At 61.6% G+C, this 17,197-nt stretch carries 16 protein-coding genes and 1 pseudogene; 9 read left to right on the forward strand and 8 right to left on the reverse strand.

All coding sequences use genetic code 11. The features are described from left to right. The first annotated feature begins 126 nt into the window (after nt 1–126). A complete protein-coding gene (locus AC3WN7_RS11575; RefSeq protein WP_102673701.1) occupies nt 127–1,695 on the forward strand; it encodes a SulP family inorganic anion transporter in 1,569 nt (522 codons plus the stop codon). A 90-nt stretch (nt 1,696–1,785) separates the two neighbouring features. Here AC3WN7_RS11575 and aroE read toward each other — a convergent pair whose 3' ends face one another. Together aroE and hemF are read right to left on the reverse strand one after the other, a co-directional pair. After that, nucleotides 1,786–2,607 carry a shikimate dehydrogenase gene (gene aroE / locus AC3WN7_RS11580; RefSeq protein ID WP_095964429.1) on the reverse strand — a complete coding sequence of 274 codons (822 nt, stop codon included), beginning with the start codon at nt 2,605–2,607 and terminating at the stop codon, nt 1,786–1,788. A 13-nt stretch (nt 2,608–2,620) separates the two neighbouring features. Beyond that, on the reverse strand, nt 2,621–3,535 hold the full coding sequence (hemF, locus tag AC3WN7_RS11585; RefSeq protein ID WP_015092863.1) for an oxygen-dependent coproporphyrinogen oxidase: 915 nt from the start codon (nt 3,533–3,535) through the stop codon (nt 2,621–2,623). Nucleotides 3,536–3,699: 164 nt separating this feature from the next. Between hemF and AC3WN7_RS11590 the strand changes: the two genes are divergently transcribed. Next, nucleotides 3,700–4,677 (forward strand): NADPH:quinone reductase, encoded by a 978-nt coding sequence (locus tag AC3WN7_RS11590; RefSeq protein WP_102673702.1) that lies wholly within the window; start codon nt 3,700–3,702, stop codon nt 4,675–4,677. Nucleotides 4,678–4,793: 116 nt separating this feature from the next. Here AC3WN7_RS11590 and tsaC read toward each other — a convergent pair whose 3' ends face one another. From tsaC to AC3WN7_RS11605, 3 genes and pseudogenes are all read right to left on the reverse strand, one after another. Beyond that, complete coding sequence (gene tsaC, locus AC3WN7_RS11595; RefSeq protein WP_095964427.1) at nt 4,794–5,351, reverse strand: L-threonylcarbamoyladenylate synthase type 1 TsaC; 558 nt, start codon at nt 5,349–5,351, stop codon at nt 4,794–4,796. A 54-nt stretch (nt 5,352–5,405) separates the two neighbouring features. Beyond that, nucleotides 5,406–6,512 carry a DNA-processing protein DprA gene (dprA, locus tag AC3WN7_RS11600; protein WP_095964426.1) on the reverse strand — a complete coding sequence of 369 codons (1,107 nt, stop codon included), beginning with the start codon at nt 6,510–6,512 and terminating at the stop codon, nt 5,406–5,408. An 81-nt stretch (nt 6,513–6,593) separates the two neighbouring features. Beyond that, a pseudogene (locus AC3WN7_RS11605) lies at nt 6,594–7,373 on the reverse strand (peptidoglycan-binding protein); the annotation flags it as partial. 232 nt (nt 7,374–7,605) lie between these two features. Here AC3WN7_RS11605 and def point away from each other — a divergent pair. The 5 genes from def (at nt 7,606) to AC3WN7_RS11630 (ending at nt 12,321) form a co-directional block, all read left to right on the forward strand. Next, nucleotides 7,606–8,112, forward strand: coding sequence for a peptide deformylase (gene def, locus AC3WN7_RS11610; RefSeq protein ID WP_007969867.1), 507 nt, complete (start codon nt 7,606–7,608; stop codon nt 8,110–8,112). A gap of 57 nt (nt 8,113–8,169) precedes the next feature. Further along, the gene (gene fmt, locus AC3WN7_RS11615; RefSeq protein WP_095964424.1) at nt 8,170–9,129 is read left to right on the forward strand and encodes a methionyl-tRNA formyltransferase; all 960 of its coding nucleotides are present in this window, start codon (nt 8,170–8,172) and stop codon (nt 9,127–9,129) included. After that, nucleotides 9,126–10,436: a 16S rRNA (cytosine(967)-C(5))-methyltransferase RsmB gene (gene rsmB / locus AC3WN7_RS11620; protein ID WP_102673703.1), complete on the forward strand. Its 1,311-nt coding sequence runs from the start codon at nt 9,126–9,128 to the stop codon at nt 10,434–10,436. Before fmt ends, rsmB begins: the two co-directional genes overlap by 4 nt. Nucleotides 10,437–10,458: 22 nt before the next feature. After that, on the forward strand, nt 10,459–11,835 hold the full coding sequence (gene trkA / locus AC3WN7_RS11625; protein ID WP_046042728.1) for a Trk system potassium transporter TrkA: 1,377 nt from the start codon (nt 10,459–10,461) through the stop codon (nt 11,833–11,835). A gap of 168 nt (nt 11,836–12,003) precedes the next feature. Continuing rightward, nucleotides 12,004–12,321 carry a tetratricopeptide repeat protein gene (locus tag AC3WN7_RS11630; protein ID WP_102673704.1) on the forward strand — a complete coding sequence of 106 codons (318 nt, stop codon included), beginning with the start codon at nt 12,004–12,006 and terminating at the stop codon, nt 12,319–12,321. On the opposite strand, the gene AC3WN7_RS11635 is transcribed toward AC3WN7_RS11630, so the two are convergent. From AC3WN7_RS11635 to AC3WN7_RS11645, 3 genes are all read right to left on the reverse strand, one after another. After that, nucleotides 12,312–12,551, reverse strand: coding sequence for a pilus assembly protein PilZ (locus AC3WN7_RS11635; RefSeq protein WP_095964421.1), 240 nt, complete (start codon nt 12,549–12,551; stop codon nt 12,312–12,314). The two genes, AC3WN7_RS11630 and AC3WN7_RS11635, sit on opposite strands and share 10 nt — an antisense overlap. 73 nt (nt 12,552–12,624) lie before the next feature. Continuing rightward, nucleotides 12,625–13,512: a lysophospholipid acyltransferase gene (locus AC3WN7_RS11640; protein WP_095964420.1), complete on the reverse strand. Its 888-nt coding sequence runs from the start codon at nt 13,510–13,512 to the stop codon at nt 12,625–12,627. A gap of 40 nt (nt 13,513–13,552) precedes the next feature. Next, on the reverse strand, nt 13,553–14,110 hold the full coding sequence (locus tag AC3WN7_RS11645) for a DNA-3-methyladenine glycosylase I (protein WP_007985082.1): 558 nt from the start codon (nt 14,108–14,110) through the stop codon (nt 13,553–13,555). An 81-nt stretch (nt 14,111–14,191) separates the two neighbouring features. Between AC3WN7_RS11645 and glyQ the strand changes: the two genes are divergently transcribed. Together glyQ and glyS are read left to right on the forward strand one after the other, a co-directional pair. Next, nucleotides 14,192–15,145, forward strand: a complete 954-nt coding sequence (gene glyQ, locus AC3WN7_RS11650) for a glycine--tRNA ligase subunit alpha (protein WP_003187265.1) — start codon at nt 14,192–14,194, stop codon at nt 15,143–15,145. Next, nucleotides 15,142–17,196 carry a glycine--tRNA ligase subunit beta gene (glyS, locus tag AC3WN7_RS11655; RefSeq protein ID WP_102673705.1) on the forward strand — a complete coding sequence of 685 codons (2,055 nt, stop codon included), beginning with the start codon at nt 15,142–15,144 and terminating at the stop codon, nt 17,194–17,196. Before glyQ ends, glyS begins: the two co-directional genes overlap by 4 nt. Nucleotide 17,197: the final 1 nt, after the last annotated feature.

Below are 17,197 nucleotides of genomic sequence, written 5' to 3' on the forward strand. Positions count from 1 at the left end.
GCTTGCTCGCGAAGGCGTCGTGTCAGTCGACATTAATGTTGTCTGACCCACCGCCTTCGCGAGCAAGCCCGCTCCCACAGATCATGTCCTGCTACCCTTGCGCAAAATTCCCGACCGAGAGGCCCCATGGCCCTGCCAAGCCGCCATTCACTCTTCCCATTCCTCAGCTGGCTACCTCGGCAAACCCGCGCCAGCGTCGGTCGTGACCTGATTGTCGGCCTCAGCGGCGCGATTCTGGCGTTGCCGCAATCCATTGCCTACGCGCTCATCGCTGGTCTCCCACCGGAATACGGCCTGTACGCCGCAATCATCCCGGTGCTGATCGCCTGCCTCTGGGGTTCGTCGTGGCATTTGATCTGCGGTCCTACAGCGGCCATCTCGATTGTCCTGTATGCCAGCGTCAGTCCTCTGGCCGTTCCGGCGACGCAGGACTACGTCACCGTGATCCTGTTGCTCACCTTACTGGCCGGCATCTTTCAATGGCTGCTGGGTTTGCTGCGATTTGGCGCGCTGGTGAATTTCGTCTCGCACTCGGTGGTACTCGGCTTCACCCTGGGGGCTGCCGTGGTGATTGCCATCGGTCAGTTGCCTAACCTGCTGGGACTGGACTTGCCCAGCCAAGCCACCGCGCTGGATAGTTTCATCACGTTATTGCGCCATCTCGGCGAAATGGACAAAGCTTCGCTGGCGCTGGGGCTGGCAACGGTGGTGGTGGGCGTGACCCTCAAACTGTGGTTGCCACGCTGGCCGACGCTACTGATCACCCTGATCCTTGGCGGATTGCTGGTCTGGCTTTGGCCGTCGATGTTCGGCCATGTGCAACTGGTCAGCGCCTTCACCGGCAAGCTGCCGCCTTTCAGTCCGTTGCCGCTGGATCTCGATTTGATCCTGCGCCTGCTGCCCAGCGCCGTGGCGGTTGGCATGCTCGGGCTGGTCACCAGCCTGTCGATTGCCCGCTCGATCTCGGCACGTTCGCAGCAATTACTCGACGCCAACCAGGAAGTTCGCGCCCAGGGCTTGTCGAACATGGTCGGCGCGTTTTTTTCCGGATCGCTGTCGGCCGGCTCTTTCACTCGCTCAGGCCTGAGCTATGAAGCGGGCGCCTGTTCGCCACTGGCCGGGATTTTTTCGGCATTGTGGGTTGCGCTGTTCGCGATCTTCGGCGCGAGCCTGATCGCGCATATCCCGATTCCGGCCATGGCCGGCAGCATTCTGTTGATCGCCTGGGGCCTGGTGGACCATCGCGGCATTCGCGCGTTGTTGCGGGTCAGCCGCGCCGAGTTCGTGGTCATGGCGCTGACCTGCGTCGCTACGCTGCTGCTGGAATTGCAGACGGCGATCTACGCCGGCGTACTGGCCTCGCTTTTTTTCTATCTCAAACGCACATCCCAGCCACGGGTGCAGCATGTACGTGATGGCGATGAGGACATTCTGCGGGTCGGCGGTTCGATCTTTTTCGGTGCCAGCCACTACCTGCAAGTACGCCTGCAACGCATGCACGGCGCGCGCGTGGTGATCGAGGCGCAGCAGATCAACTTCATCGATTACTCTGGGGTGGAAATGCTGCACCAGGAGGCGCGACGATTGCTGCGCCAGGACCGCAGCCTGACCTTGCGCCGGGCCCGGCCGCAGGTGGTGGAAGAGCTGAGGAAGCTGGAAGGGGCGGAGAAATGCCCGATCCGGTTTGAGGATTGAGCCGAAATCGGTGTCGCGCCATTCGCGAGCAGGCTCGCTCCCACAGGTTCTTGGTGACCCCCTGTGGGAACGAGCCTGCTCGCGAAGCTTTTAAAGGGCCAACTGCCGACGCAACTCAGCCAGCACCGGCGCTGTATCCGGTCGCACGCCGCGCCACAGGAAAAACGCTTCCGCGGCCTGCTCGGCCAGCATCCCCAAGCCATCCATAACCACCGCAGCCCCGTGTTCGCTGGCCCAGTGGCAGAACGAGGTCGGCTCCTTGCCGTACATCATGTCGTAGCACACCGTTTTGCCCGGTTCGATCAGGCTCGGCGCAATCGGCGGCACATCGCCCGTGAGGCTCGCGGAAGTCGCGTTGATGATCAGGTCCACCGACTCTTGCAACCAGTCGTAGCCACTGGCCGAGACCGGCCCCAGATCGCAGAACAGTTCAGCCAGCAACTCGGCCTTGTCCACCGTACGGTTGGCGATGATCACCGAAGCCGGTTGCTCGGCCAGCAGCGGCTCCAGGGCACCGCGCACCGCGCCGCCAGCACCAAGCAACAGGATGCGTTTGCCCTTGAGGCTGAATCCGGCGTTGACCGTCAGGTCCCGCACCAGCCCGGCACCGTCGGTGTTGTCGCCCAACAGACTGCCATCGGCCAGTTTGCTCAAGGTATTGACCGCACCGGCGCGCTGCGCCCGCGCCGTCAGGCTGTTCGCCAGCCGGTAGGCCTCTTCCTTGAACGGCACCGTCACATTGGCGCCGCGTCCTTCAAGGAAAAACGTCCGGGCACAGGTGGAAAAGTCGTCGAGTGGCGCCAGCATTGTGTTGTAGTCCAGCTTTTGCGCGGTCTGCTCGGCGAACAGGCGGTGGATCAACGGTGATTTGCTGTGGCCAATCGGGTTACCGAATACGACATAACGGTCCATCAGGATTCCTCGTTCAAGCTTCGGCCAACCAATCGCGGTCCTGCAGGAAGTACTCGGTCAGGCGCGCTTCTTCGCTGCCAGGCTCGGCCTTCCAGTCGTAGCCCCAGCGCACTTGCGGTGGCAGCGACATCAAGATCGACTCGGTACGCCCGCCCGATTGCAGGCCGAACAACGTGCCGCGGTCGTAGACCAGATTGAATTCAACGTAGCGGCCACGGCGGAACTCCTGGAACTCGCGCTGTTTAGCCGTGAACGCGTCGTTCTTGCGACGCTGCACGATCGGCAGGTAAGCATCGATGTAGGCGTCACCGATGGCACGCATGAAGGCGAAACTGGTGTCGAAATCCCACTCGTTCAGGTCGTCGAAAAACAGCCCGCCGATGCCACGCGGCTCGTGACGATGCTTGATGTGGAAGTAGCTGTCGCACCAGGCCTTGTAACGCGGGTAGACGTCCGGGCCGAACGGCGCACAGGCCTGCTCGGCGATGCGATGCCAGTGGATGCAGTCTTCTTCGTTACCGTAATACGGGGTCAGGTCGAAGCCGCCGCCAAACCACCAGACCGGTTCTTCACCTTCTTTTTCAGCGATGAAAAAGCGCACGTTGGCGTGGGAAGTCGGCACATGGGGGTTGTGCGGGTGAATCACCAGCGACACGCCCAAGGCTTCAAAACCACGACCCGCCAGTTCCGGCCGGTGGGCGCTGGCTGAGGGTGGGAGACCGCTGCCAAAGACATGGGAAAAGTTCACGCCACCCTTTTCAATCACCGTGCCGTTTTCAATCACGCGGGTGCGACCGCCACCGCCGGCCGGCCTGGTCCAGGCGTCTTCAACGAATTGCGTGCCACCGTCTTCGGCCTCCAGGGCGGCGCAGATACGGTCTTGCAGGTCGAGCAGGTAGGCTTTTACGGCCTCGGTGCGGGTCGTCATGTCATCACCTTGAATCGGGCAAAACTACGCGGCGCTCCATTGGAGCGGGGGGCAGCGCAAATGGGCCCGTAGCATACCATCGCAAGTCCACCCGTCGCAGTTGACGAAGATCAAGCTTAGGAGTCCGATAGGGCGCTTGGTAAAACGACCTATGGAGAGTTCCGATGGCAAAGCGTATCCAGTTCCGCGCCCATGGCGGCCCCGAAATGCTCGAGTATGTGGATTACCAACCCGCCGAGCCAGGTCCGAAGGAAGTGCGCGTAACCAACAAGGCCATCGGCCTGAACTTCATCGACACCTATTACCGTAGCGGCCTGTACCCGCCGCCATCCCTGCCATCGGGCCTCGGCTCGGAGGGTGCAGGCGTGGTCGAGGCGGTCGGCAGCGACGTGTCCCGCTTCAAGATCGGCGATCGCGTGGCCTATGGCAGCGGCCCTCTGGGCGCCTATAGCGAAGTTCATGTGTTGCCCGAGGCCAATCTGGTGAAACTGCCGGACGCCATCAGCTTCGAACAGGCCGCTGGCGTGATGCTCAAGGGCCTGACCGTGCAGTACCTGCTGCGTCAGACTTATGAACTCAAGGGTGGCGAAACCATCCTGTTCCACGCCGCAGCCGGCGGGGTAGGCTCACTGGCCTGCCAATGGGCGAAGGCCTTGGGCGTGAAGCTGATCGGTACGGTCAGTTCGGCCGAGAAAGCCGCACTGGCCAAGGCCAACGGTGCTTGGGCGACCATCGACTACAGCCATGAAAACGTCGCCCAGCGCGTGCTGGAATTGACCGACGGCAAAAAAGTCCCGGTGGTGTACGACGGCGTTGGCAAGGACACCTGGCTGACGTCACTCGACAGCGCCGCACCGCGTGGCCTGGTGGTGAGTTTCGGCAATGCGTCCGGCGCGGTCGACGGCGTGAACCTGGGGATCCTGGCGGGGAAAGGCTCGCTGTACGTGACTCGGCCGACCCTGGGCACTTATGCGAACAACGCCGAGAACCTGCAACGCATGGCCGACGAGTTGTTCGAGATGATCATCAGCGGCAAGCTGACCGTGGACATCAGTCAGCGTTTTCCACTGGCTGACGCGGCGAAGGCGCAGACCGAGTTGTCGGCACGGCGTACGACGGGTTCGGTTGTTCTGTTGCCCTGAATGGGTAGTTGACTGGTAGGGCCCCTTCGCGAGCAAGCCCGCTCCCACACTGGATTTGTGAACGACAAAGATCCAGTGTGGGAGCGGGCTTGCTCGCGAATGAGGTCAACCCGGTCTCAATCCGGGCGCACAACCTTGCCGGTCGCCAGATCGCGAATCACGCTCGGGTTCTTGCGCCCGCCCAGATTGCCACCCAGTACCAGATCCAACTGCCCACGGAAGTACTGCTCGACGCGAAGCCGCGTGCGTGCCGCCGGGCGTCCCTGCGGGTTGGCTGACGTCGACACCAGCGGCCCGACCAGTGCGCACAAGTCCCGCACCAGTGGGTGATCGCTGACCCGCAGCGCCACGGTTTCATGCACACCGGTTATCCACTGCGGCAGCAGGTTCTGGTGCGGCACCAGCCAGGTGTTCGGTCCCGGCCAGGTACTGGCCATGCGGTCCATCCACAATTCGGGGAAGTCTTCGAAGAGGAAATCGAACTGACGGATGTTGTCGGCGACCAGGATCAGCCCTTTATCCTCAGACCGCCCCTTGATCAGCAGCAGACGCTCCACCGCTTCCTCGTCCCACGGGTCACAACCCAGGCCCCAGACTGCTTCGGTTGGGTAGGCAATCACCGCCCCGGCGCGAATTGCTTGCGCGGCTTGTTGCACACGCCAACTGTTGACCATGAAAAACTCTCCAGAATAAGGCTCTGCGCAGTTTACCGATCTTGTTTATAAAACCTAGCTCACCCGTGCAAACCAGCGCCCGCTTTCGCAAATAGCGCGACCGTCCATTTCCAGTTCCGTCAACGCCGCCAGCACTTTCGGTAAGGCCCAGCCGCTTGCGTCGGCCAACGCTTCACTGGTCAGAGGTGCGGCATGCAGCAACTTCAACAGGGGGTGAGTCGTTTCAGGGGTAAAGGATTCTGTGGATAACGGCAGTCGTTGCCAGCCGCGCAAGGCTTCGAGGATATGTTCGATGGTTTCCACCAGCACCGCACCGTCACGGATCAACTGATGGCAGCCGCGGGCACCGGGATGATGGATCGACCCGGGCATCGCAAACACCTCGCGCCCCTGTTCCGCCGCCAGCCTCGCGGTGATCAGTGAACCGCTGGCGACACTGGCTTCGACCACCAGCACCCCGAGGGACAAACCGCTGATGATCCGGTTGCGCCGGGGGAAGTTGCCGGCGCTGGGGCCTGCATCCAGCGGAAACTCCGAAAGTACCGCGCTGCCCGAGGCGATCATGGCGTCCGCCAGGCGTCTATTGCGCTGTGGATAAAACTTCTCGAGCCCCGTGCCGAGCACACCCACCGTTTGCCCGCCGACGTCGAGCGCGGCCTGGTGTGCGGCAGCGTCAATGCCCAGGGCCAGGCCGCTGGTAATGACAAAACCAGCACCCGCCAGGCTGCGGGAAAACGCAGCAGCGGTGTCCATCCCCGGCCGGGAAGCGCGACGGCTGCCAACCATCGCCAGTTGTGGTTTTTCCAGAATGCCGGGATCGCCGGCGACAAATAACAGCGGTGGTGCATCGCTGATTTGTGCCAGCAGCGCCGGGTAGTCCGGTTGGTCCCACATCAGCAAATGCTGGGCCGGATGCTCCAGCCAGGCCAATGCATGACTAGCGCCGTCACGGATCTCAGCGCTACGCCTGGCCTCGGAACAGGCCAGTGGCAAACCCAGCGCGCGCCAGGCACTGGCCGGTGCACTGAGGGCTTTGGATGCCGAGCCGAAGGCTTCGAGCAATTTCCTGAAACGCGCCGGGCCGAGTTCCGGCAAACGGTGCAGACGTAAACGAGCTTCCAGTTCCGCGGGGGAAACCGGTGTAACGGCAGGCAGCGACATGGATCATCCTTGATCGTTATGAGCACCCGTACAAACGGGAATAAGCTGTGGATAACTCTGTTGGTAACTTGTGAAACACTCTTACGGATTTCGTACCTTATCCATCACCGACAGCGAGCGCGAAGCGCTGAGCACCAACCCATAACTGAGTTTGTCGTAGGTACGGAAAACCATCAGCAGACCGGCGCGTTCATCGGGAATTTTCAACGGCTGACCGGTGATCCGGTCCCGCACTGTTTCGCCGGTTTTCATCACTGCCAGCAGATTGCCTTCGACCAGACCGTCGCGCTGCCCCTTGTTCAGCGTAACCACGTCCAACTCGCCGATCTGCGTGACCCCGCGCGGAACATCGATAATCAGACCGTTGATTTCGTGGCTCGGCGCCCTAGGCGTGAAGGTCGAGTTGATCGCGTGCTCTTCACCGCTGAACAAACGATCGCCGAGGCGGACCTCCTGGGTCGTGCGTTGCAACTCCAGAGTGGCGACGTCACCTTCGATGGCCACGACATCGCCGCCGCCGATGTCGTCGGCGTTGATCCCCAGGATTTCCTTGCTCTGCGGATCGGTGTAGACCTTGCCTTGGCGGAAGATACCGTACGCCGGTTGCGCCGGATCGAAATGGCCACGGGCAAAGATGCGGTCACCCGCGCCGCTGAGCACCCGTTCGGAATCACCAGCGACGATGTAAGGCGCCTGGGTGAAATCCTCGGCCTTGTCGACGATGCGGTTGCTCAGCAGAAAGCTGTTGATCGATTTCAGCGCAATGCCGGGGATAACCTCGGTCACCGGGCTGCTGCGAACCTGAGGCGACAGCTTTATGGTGGGAATATCTTCCCGAAGTTGCACCTGCCCGTACGCCCAACCTGCCGAAGCCAGGAGCAGCAGGGCGAGTAGTGATTTCCTCATGCGGTGAATCCCTTTATTATGTGCATTCGCGTGAAACGCCAGAGCCGTCAGTGGCTCGCTCCCGGCATGCTTGTCAAAACTTGCTTGTCAACAGAAGGGAGCTACGTTTTACAACGGTAGCCTGCATTTCTTCGGACCCGCCAGGCCATCGACCCGACCTTACTTCACACGTGCACTGATCAAGCTTATGGCCATTTTAAACATCCTCGAATTCCCTGATCCGCGTCTGCGCACTATCGCCAAGCCAGTGGCCGTAGTGGACGACGAAGTGCGTCAGTTGGTCGACGACATGTTTGAAACAATGTATGAAGCGCCTGGCATCGGCCTCGCCGCTACCCAGGTCAACGTGCACAAACGTATCGTCGTGATGGACCTCTCCGAAGACCGCACCGAGCCTCGAGTGTTCATCAACCCCGAGCTCGAACCGCTGACCGACGACATGGGCCAGTACCAGGAAGGCTGTCTGTCGGTGCCGGGCTTCTACGAAAACGTCGATCGCCCGCAACGGGTCAAGGTCAAGGCGCTGGACCGCGACGGCAAGCCCTACGAACTGATCGCCGAAGATTTGCTCGCGGTGTGCATCCAGCACGAATGCGACCACCTCAATGGCAAATTGTTCGTCGATTACCTGTCCACGCTCAAACGCGACCGCATCAAGAAGAAACTGGAAAAGCTTCATCGCCAGAACGCCTGATGCCCATCTTCAAAGGCTTGCTGCGGCAAGCCTTTTTCTTTTCAAGAGACGTCACCCATGACTGAGCCACTGCGCATTGTCTTTGCCGGCACCCCGGAATTCGCCGCCGAACACCTCAAGGCCCTGCTGCACAGCCCTTACGAGATCGTCGCGGTCTACACCCAACCGGATCGTCCGGCCGGTCGCGGGCAAAAACTGATGCCGAGCCCGGTCAAGCAGCTTGCTCTGGAGAACAACATCCCGGTGCTGCAGCCGCCAACCCTGCGCAACGAAGACGCACAAGCCGAACTGGCCGCGCTGGAACCGGACTTGATGGTAGTGGTCGCCTACGGCCTGATCCTGCCGCAAGTGGTGCTGGATATTCCGCGCCTGGGTTGCATCAACAGTCACGCCTCGCTGTTGCCGCGCTGGCGCGGTGCGGCGCCGATCCAGCGTGCCGTGCAAGCAGGTGATGCCGAAAGCGGCGTGACCGTGATGCGCATGGAAGCCGGCCTCGACACCGGGCCGATGCTGCTTAAAGTCACCACGCCGATCAGTGCCGAAGACACTGGCGGCAGCCTTCACGACCGTCTGGCCGAAATGGGTCCACCGGCCGTGGTTCAGGCGATTGCCGGCCTCGCCGCGGGTACGCTGGAAGGCCAAGTGCAGGACGACAGCCTGGCCACCTACGCGCACAAATTGAACAAGGACGAAGCTCGCATCGACTGGACTCGTCCGGCGCTTGAACTGGAGCGTCTGGTGCGTGCCTTCAACCCGTGGCCGATCACCCACAGCACCTTGAATGGCGAAGCACTGAAGGTGCTGGCTGCCAACCTCGCCGAAGGCAAGGGCGCCCCGGGTGAAATCCTCAGCGCCAGCAAGGACGGTCTGATCGTCGCGTGCGGCGAGCAGGCCTTGTGCCTGACCCGTCTGCAATTGCCCGGCGGCAAGGCGCTGAACTTCAGCGACCTGTTCAACAGCCGCCGCGAGAAATTCGCCACCGGCACCGTCCTCGGTCAAGCGGCGGACGCTCAATGAATCCGCGTCTGGCCGCCGCCAAGGCACTTGCCGCTGTCCTGAACGGAAAAGCCTCGCTCAACAGTTCGCTGCCGACGCAGTTAGACAAGGTCGAGGACCGTGATCGCGGCTTCACCCAGGACCTGGCGTTCGGCACCGCACGCTGGCAGCCACGTTTGTCGGCGCTGGCGGCCAAGTTGCTGCAAAAGCCATTCAAGGCTGCCGATGCCGATGTTGAGGCGCTGCTGTTGGTCGGCCTCTATCAGTTGCTCTACACCCGCGTCCCGGCCCATGCCGCGATTGGCGAGACGGTCGGTTGCGCCGACAAGTTGAAAAAGCCGTGGGCCAAGGCCTTGCTCAATGCGGTTCTGCGTAACGCTCAGCGTGAAAGCGAAACGATTTTCGCCGAACTGGAACGCGATCCGGTGGTGCGCACCGCCCACCCGCGTTGGCTGCAGAAATCCCTGAAAGCGTTCTGGCCAGAGCAATGGGAAGCCATCTGCGCCGCCAACAATGCGCATCCGCCAATGATCCTGCGGGTCAACCGTCGCCATCACAGCCGGGATGCCTACCTCGGTTTGCTGACCGATGCCGGTATCGCCGCCACACCCTGTGTGTACAGCCGCGACGGTATCGTGCTCGAAGCCGCCGCCGACGTGCGCAGCCTGCCGGGTTTCGCCGAGGGCTGGATCAGCGTGCAGGACGAAGCGGCGCAACTGGCCGCTGATCTGCTCGATCTGGCACCGGGCCAACGGGTACTTGACGCCTGCTGCGCTCCCGGCGGCAAGACCTGCCATATTCTCGAAGCCGAGCCAAAACTGTCCGGGGTGGTGGCGGTAGACTTGGAAGCCAAGCGTCTGGTGCGAGTGCGGGAAAACCTCGAACGCCTGAAACTGAGCGCCGAACTGATTGCCGCCGACGGCCGCGACACGCAGGCGTGGTGGGACGGCAAGCCGTTCCAGCGCATTCTGCTGGACGCACCATGCTCGGCAACGGGCGTGATCCGTCGTCATCCGGACATCAAGCTGACCCGCCAGCCCGACGACATCGCCGCGCTGGCGCTGCTGCAAGGCGAGCTGCTCGACGCCATGTGGAACACCCTGGAAGTCGGCGGCATTCTGCTATACGCCACCTGCTCAACGCTGCCGACCGAGAACACCGAAGTCATCGAAGCGTTCCTCGCCCGCACGCCGGGCGCCCGTGAACTGGACCTCGCCACGACGGCCGGCATCAAGCAGCCCCATGGTCGCCAGTTGCTCGCCCAGGAAGGCGGCCACGACGGGTTCTACTACGCCAAGCTGATCAAGATCGCCGCCGCACGCGGTTAAACGGATTCAATGGAGTGACTGGATGAAAATCATCATCCTCGGCGCAGGGCAGGTCGGCGGTTCGCTGGCGGAACACCTGGCCAGCGAAGCCAACGACATCACCGTGGTCGACACCGATGGCGAACGCCTGCGCGACCTTGGCGACCGCCTGGACATCCGCACGGTGCAGGGCCGCGGTTCGTTTCCGACCGTGCTGCGTCAGGCCGGCGCCGACGACGCCGACATGCTGGTCGCCGTGACCAACAGCGACGAAACCAACATGGTCGCCTGCCAGGTCGCCCATACCCTGTTCCACACCCCGACCAAGATCGCCCGGGTTCGTGAGGCCGCGTACCTGACCCGCGAAGAGCAGTTGTTCCAGAATGAAGCGATTCCGGTGGACGTGCTGATCAGCCCGGAACAAGTGGTGACCAACTACATCAAGCGCCTGATCCAGCATCCCGGCGCCCTGCAGGTAATCGACTTCGCCGAAGGCAAGGCGCAACTGGTGGCGGTGCGGGCGTACTACGGCGGGCCGCTGGTGGGCCAGCAACTGCGACAGTTGCGTGAACACATGCCGAACGTCGAAACCCGCGTGGCCGCCATTTTCCGTCGCGACCGGCCGATCCTGCCCCAGGGCGATACCGTGATCGAGGCCGACGACGAGGTGTTTTTCATTGCCGCCAAAGCGAACATTCGCGCGGTCATGAGCGAAATGCGCCGTCTCGACGAAACCTACAAGCGCATTGTCATCGCCGGTGGCGGGCAGATCGGCGAGCGTCTGGCCGAGGCCATCGAAAGCCGTTATCAGGTAAAGATCATCGAGATGAACCCGGCACGTTGCCGTCACCTCTCGGACCACCTCGACAGCACCGTGGTGTTGCAGGGCAGCGCCTCGGACCGCGACCTGCTGATGGAAGAGAACATTGCCGACGCCGACCTGTTCCTCGCCCTGACCAACGACGACGAAGCCAATATCATGTCTTCGCTGCTGGCCAAGCGCCTCGGTGCGAAGAAGGTGATGACCATCATCAACAACCCGGCCTATGTCGACCTGATCCAGGGCGGCGACATCGACATCGCTATCAGCCCGCAACTGGCCACCATCGGCACCTTGCTGGCCCACGTACGCCGTGGCGACATCGTCAGCGTGCACTCGCTGCGCCGTGGCGCGGCAGAGGCCATCGAGGCGATTGCCCATGGCGATGCGAAATCAAGCAAGGTGATCGGCAAGGCCATCGAGAACATCGGCCTGCCGCCGGGCACCACCATCGGTGCGATTATCCGCGACGAAGAAGTGATCATCGCCCACGATGACACCGTGATCGAAGCGGGCGACCATGTGATTCTGTTCCTTGTGGATAAAAAACATATTCGCGATGTGGAGAAGTTGTTCCATGTGGGGTTGAGCTTCTTCTGACCCGGATTTAGCGCTGGCCTGCCTTTGTAGGAGCGAGCTTGCTCGCGAAGAACCCGAGAGCGACGCGCGGGGTGTCTGGTTTCCTGCATTATCGTTGACGACCATCGCGAGCAAGCTCGCTCCTACAACAAATCAACGCCTGAAATGCTTCAGGCAAGGAATCCACCGATGATCGAATCCCTGGAAAAAATGCTCGCCAAGGGTGTGGATAACTCATTGCTGCGCTTCGGCCTGGGCAAGGGTTATCTGGATCTGGGGGAGAACGCCAAGGCGGCGAAGCATTTTCAGCGCTGCGTCGAATTCGATCCGAAGTATTCGGCGGCGTGGAAACTGCTGGGCAAGGCCCATCTGGCGCTGGCGGACTTTGCAGCCGCGCGGCAGGCCTGGGAACAAGGCCTGGAAGCCGCTCGCAACCATGGCGACAAGCAGGCAGAAAAGGAAATGACGGTGTTTCTGAAAAAGCTGGATCGCTCCGTTCAGAGATAGCGCAAGCCAATCCCTTCGGCATCCACCAACACCACTTCCATGCGTACCCGCGGTGCGCCTGTGGGTAAGTCTTGCACCCGCCCGTAGACCACCGCGCCCCGGGGCAACGCCGACAGTTTCGGATGCTTGACGTAAACCCCGGTGGTCGACAGGTTGCGCGTCTGGCCCAGGCATTCGCCGATGTTTTCGTGACTGATCTTGATGCGGAATGACTTGCGGTGTTCGGACATCTTCTGCGCCCTTTGATGAACGGTTGTGGATAACCCCCGATCCCAGGGTTATCCACAGATCATGCCAATTGAATCAATACCAGCGCTCTTCACCCGGTGGCCGCTTCTTGAAGCGCTTCATGCTCCACATGTACTGGCTCGGATAGGCCCCGACATAACGCTCGACCACTTTACTCATGGCCGCACAGGACTCCGCCGTATCGGTGCTGTACATGGCCTCTGGCGCGGCTTCGAGGATCACTTTGTAGCCTGAACCGTCGGGCAGGCGCAGGGCATGCAGGAACACGCCGACCGCTTTGCCACCGGCGAGCATGTTCGGCACGAATTTGCTGGTCAGTGCCTGGGTGGCGAAGAACGGCACGAAGATCCCGGCGGATTCGGCCGGTTCCGGGTCAGCGGGAATGCCCACTGCACCACCTTTGCGCACTTCCTTGATGACGCTGAGGATGCCTTCCTTGGTGGAAGCAGCGACCTTGTTACCCAGTTGCACCCGTTGCTTTTGCAGCAACTCGTCCACCGCCTTCAATTTTGGCGGGCGGTAGAAAATGATCGGTTTGCACTGGCTGCAATAGAAGTGGTTGAGCACCTCCCAGTTACCCAGGTGGCTGGTGATGCCAACCACGCCTTTGCCGGAGGCGAGGGCGTCCTTCAAAATGTCGAGGCCTTCGACCTCGCGCACCAGGTCGATGGAGCGCTGGGCCGGCCAGATCCAGGCGCAGGCGCTTTCGGTCAGGGACTTGCCGATGTCTTTAAGGCTCTGTCCGACTAAACGTTCGCGCTCGGCGGGGTCCATGTCCGGAAAGCACTTGGACAGGTTGATCCGTACCACGTCGCGGGAACGGTTCGGGGTTTTCCACATGACCCAGCCAATCGCCGAGCCCACGGCCTGCACGGACCGCCACGGAAGCAAGGCAAACAGCCGCAGAGCGCCTACCAGCAAGGCGCCTTTCAACTTATCCACAGGTCACTCCTGATCTTGTGCTGTGCGCGAGGCGGCCATTCTAACCGCCGTTCGCCAACTGCGCGTAGCGGTCGCAGTCCCGAGTGTGATCCATGACCATGCCCGAGGCCTGCATCAGCGCGTAGCAAATGGTCGGCCCGACGAACGTGAAACCGGCTTTTTTCAGGCCTTTGCTCATTTCCACGGCGGTTGGCGTCACAGCCGGGACTTCGCTGCGGTCCTTGAAATGATTGATCACAGGCGTGCCACCGACGAACGACCAGAGAAACGCCACCGGGTCCTCAAGCGCCAGCCAGGCCTGGGCATTGCGCCGGGCCGCGTTGAGCTTGAGGCGGTTGCGGATGATGCCCGGATCGAGCATCAGTTCGTCGATTTCGGCATCGCTCATCTGCGCCACGCGCTGGACATCAAAACCAAACATCACCTGACGATAATGCTCGCGTTTGCGCAGCACGGTGATCCAGGAAAGCCCGGCCTGGAACCCTTCGAGCAAAAGCAACTCGAACAATCCCTGCGCATCGCGTAGCGGCGTGCCCCACTCCTGATCGTGATAAGCCATGTACAGCGGATCTTCGGAACACCAAAAGCAGCGTGGCATAAGGCTCCAGGGGGCGTGCGCAGCAATGAATCGGGTATACTCCCGCTCTTTAAATCGCAGCCCAAGAAACAGGTGAATTTCGTGAGCCAGCCTACGCCAGCCGTGCGTACCTTCCAAGACTTGATCCTCGCCCTCCAGCAATACTGGGCCGAGCAAGGTTGTGTGGTACTTCAGCCCTACGATATGGAAGTAGGCGCCGGCACTTTCCACACCGCTACATTCCTGCGCGCCATTGGCCCGGAAACCTGGAACGCCGCCTACGTGCAGCCAAGCCGCCGCCCGACTGACGGCCGCTACGGCGAAAACCCGAACCGTCTGCAGCACTACTACCAGTTCCAGGTGGTCCTGAAGCCGAACCCGGACAACTTCCAGGAACTGTACCTGGGCTCCCTCAAGCACGTCGGCCTGGACCCGCTGGTCCACGACATCCGCTTCGTCGAAGACAACTGGGAATCGCCGACCCTCGGCGCCTGGGGTCTGGGCTGGGAAGTCTGGCTCAACGGCATGGAAGTGACGCAGTTCACTTACTTCCAGCAAGCGGGCGGCATCGAGTGCTACCCGGTGACCGGCGAGATCACCTACGGCCTCGAGCGTCTGGCCATGTACCTGCAAGGCGTGGACTCGGTCTACGACCTGGTCTGGGCTGACGGTCCGTTCGGCAAAGTGACCTACGGCGACGTGTTCCACCAGAACGAAGTGGAGCAATCGACCTACAACTTCGAACACGCCAATGTCGACAAGCTGTTCGAACTGTTCGATTTCTACGAAAGCGAAGCCAAGCGCCTGATCGAGCTCGACCAGCCGCTGCCGTTGCCGAGCTACGAAATGGTGTTGAAGGCTTCCCACACCTTCAACCTGCTGGATGCGCGCCGGGCAATCTCGGTGACCGCGCGTCAGCAATACATCCTGCGTGTACGCACCCTGGCGCGTTCCGTTGCGCAAGCCTACCTGCTGGCTCGTGCCAAGCTGGGCTTCCCGATGGCGACCCCGGACCTGCGTGACGAAGTACTGGCCAAGCTGGAGGCTGCACAATGAGTGCTCTGGATTTTCTGGTTGAACTGGGCACTGAAGAACTGCCACCCAAAGCCCTGAACACCCTGGCCGAGGCGTTTCTTGCCGGTATCGACAAGGGCCTGCAAGCTGCCGGCCTGAACTACGAGACCAAAACCGTTTATGCCGCGCCACGCCGCCTGGCTGTGCTGATCACCTCGCTGGCCACCCAGCAGCCGGATCGCAGCATCAACCTCGATGGCCCGCCACGTCAGGCTGCATTCGATGCCGAAGGCAACCCGACCCAGGCAGCACTGGGTTTTGCCAAAAAGTGCGGCGTCGAGCTGAGCGAAATCGATCAGAGCGGCCCGAAACTGCGCTACAGCCAGAGCATCGCCGGCAAGCCGACCGCGAGCCTGCTGCCGACCATCGTCGAAGATTCCCTGAACGACCTGCCGATCCCGAAACGCATGCGTTGGGGTGCGCGCAAGGAAGAGTTCGTGCGTCCGACCCAATGGCTGGTGATGCTGCTCGGTGACCAGGTCATCGACTGCACCATCCTCGCCCAGAAAGCCGGTCGCGATTCCCGTGGTCACCGCTTCCATCACCCGGAAAGCGTGCGTATCGGTTCGCCGTCCAGCTACCTGGCCGACCTGCGTGCCGCCTACGTGCTGGCCGATGCCAACGAGCGTCGCGAGATCATCAGCAAGCGCACCGAAGAGCTGGCCACCCGTCAGGAAGGCACGGCAATCGTTCCGCCGGCCCTGCTCGATGAAGTGACTGCGCTGGTCGAGTGGCCGGTGCCGCTGGTGTGCTCGTTCGAGGAACGCTTCCTCGACGTGCCGCAGGAAGCCCTGATCACCACCATGCAGGACAACCAGAAGTACTTCTGCCTGCTGGATGCCGACGGCAAGTTGCTGCCACGCTTCATCACCGTGGCCAACATCGAAAGCAAAGACCCGCAGCAGATCATCGCCGGTAACGAGAAAGTGGTTCGCCCACGCCTGACCGACGCCGAGTTCTTCTTCAAGCAAGACAAGAAGCAGAAGCTCGAAGACTTCAACCAGCGCCTGCAGAACGTGGTGTTCCAGGAAAAACTCGGCAGCGTCTACGACAAGGCCGAGCGTGTTTCCAGACTGGCTGCGTTCATCGCTCAACGCATCGGCGGCAACGCCGCGTGGGCCGCTCGTGCCGGCCTGCTGTCCAAGTGCGACCTGTCGACCGAAATGGTCGGCGAGTTCCCGGAGATGCAAGGTGTCGCCGGTTACTACTACGCCCTCAACGATGGCGAGCCGGAAGATGTCGCCCTGGCCCTGAACGAGCAGTACATGCCGCGTGGTGCCGGCGCTGAATTGCCGTCCACCCTGACCGGTGCGGCCGTGGCCATCGCCGACAAGCTCGATACGCTGGTCGGTATTTTCGGCATCGGCATGCTGCCGACCGGTAGCAAGGACCCGTATGCCCTGCGCCGAGCGGCACTGGGCGTGTTGCGCATCCTGATCGAGAAACAACTGGACCTGGACCTGACCGAGGCCGTGGCTTTCGCCGTGGATGCGTTCGGTACCAAGGTCAAGGCTGCCGGCCTCAATGACTCGGTGCTGGAGTTCATCTTCGACCGTCTGCGTGCCCGTTACGAAGACGAAGGCGTCGATGTCGCCACCTACCTGTCGGTGCGTGCCCTGAAGCCAGGCTCGGCCCTGGACTTCGACCAGCGCGTGCAAGCGGTAGAGGCCTTCCGCAAATTGCCGGAAGCCGCTGCCCTGGCCGCGGTGAACAAGCGTGTGTCGAACCTGCTGAGCAAGGTCGAAGGTTCGGTGCCTACAGTCGTGGAAGCCAAGTACTTCGACAATGCCAACGAGTTCTCCCTGTACTCGGCGATCCAGCAGGCTGACCAGGCTGTACAGCCAATGGCCGCCTCGCGTCAGTACAGCGAATCCCTGGCACGCCTGGCTGCATTGCGCGAGCCGGTGGATGCGTTCTTCGAAGCCGTGATGGTCAACGCGGAAGACGCAAAAGTCCGCGCCAACCGTTATGCATTGCTGGCGCGTCTGCGTGGGTTGTTCCTCGGCGTCGCCGATATTTCGTTGCTGGGGTAAG

It is taken from the genome of Pseudomonas sp. FW305-70, assembly GCF_058783925.1.

Bases quoted from the DNA above. Each gene is read 5' to 3' on its own strand.
- trkA (WP_046042728.1), top strand. From the start codon at position 10,459: ATGAAAATCATCATCCTCGGCGCAGGGCAGGTCGGCGGTTCGCTGGCG.
- dprA (WP_095964426.1), bottom strand. From the start codon at position 6,512: ATGTCGCTGCCTGCCGTTACACCGGTTTCCCCCGCGGAACTGGAAGCT.
- AC3WN7_RS11590 (WP_102673702.1), top strand. From the start codon at position 3,700: ATGGCAAAGCGTATCCAGTTCCGCGCCCATGGCGGCCCCGAAATGCTC.
- AC3WN7_RS11575 (WP_102673701.1), top strand. From the start codon at position 127: ATGGCCCTGCCAAGCCGCCATTCACTCTTCCCATTCCTCAGCTGGCTA.
- AC3WN7_RS11635 (WP_095964421.1), bottom strand. From the start codon at position 12,551: ATGTCCGAACACCGCAAGTCATTCCGCATCAAGATCAGTCACGAAAAC.
- fmt (WP_095964424.1), top strand. From the start codon at position 8,170: ATGACTGAGCCACTGCGCATTGTCTTTGCCGGCACCCCGGAATTCGCC.
- tsaC (WP_095964427.1), bottom strand. From the start codon at position 5,351: ATGGTCAACAGTTGGCGTGTGCAACAAGCCGCGCAAGCAATTCGCGCC.
- hemF (WP_015092863.1), bottom strand. From the start codon at position 3,535: ATGACGACCCGCACCGAGGCCGTAAAAGCCTACCTGCTCGACCTGCAA.
- rsmB (WP_102673703.1), top strand. From the start codon at position 9,126: ATGAATCCGCGTCTGGCCGCCGCCAAGGCACTTGCCGCTGTCCTGAAC.
- AC3WN7_RS11630 (WP_102673704.1), top strand. From the start codon at position 12,004: ATGATCGAATCCCTGGAAAAAATGCTCGCCAAGGGTGTGGATAACTCA.
- aroE (WP_095964429.1), bottom strand. From the start codon at position 2,607: ATGGACCGTTATGTCGTATTCGGTAACCCGATTGGCCACAGCAAATCA.
- glyS (WP_102673705.1), top strand. From the start codon at position 15,142: ATGAGTGCTCTGGATTTTCTGGTTGAACTGGGCACTGAAGAACTGCCA.
- def (WP_007969867.1), top strand. From the start codon at position 7,606: ATGGCCATTTTAAACATCCTCGAATTCCCTGATCCGCGTCTGCGCACT.
- AC3WN7_RS11645 (WP_007985082.1), bottom strand. From the start codon at position 14,110: ATGCCACGCTGCTTTTGGTGTTCCGAAGATCCGCTGTACATGGCTTAT.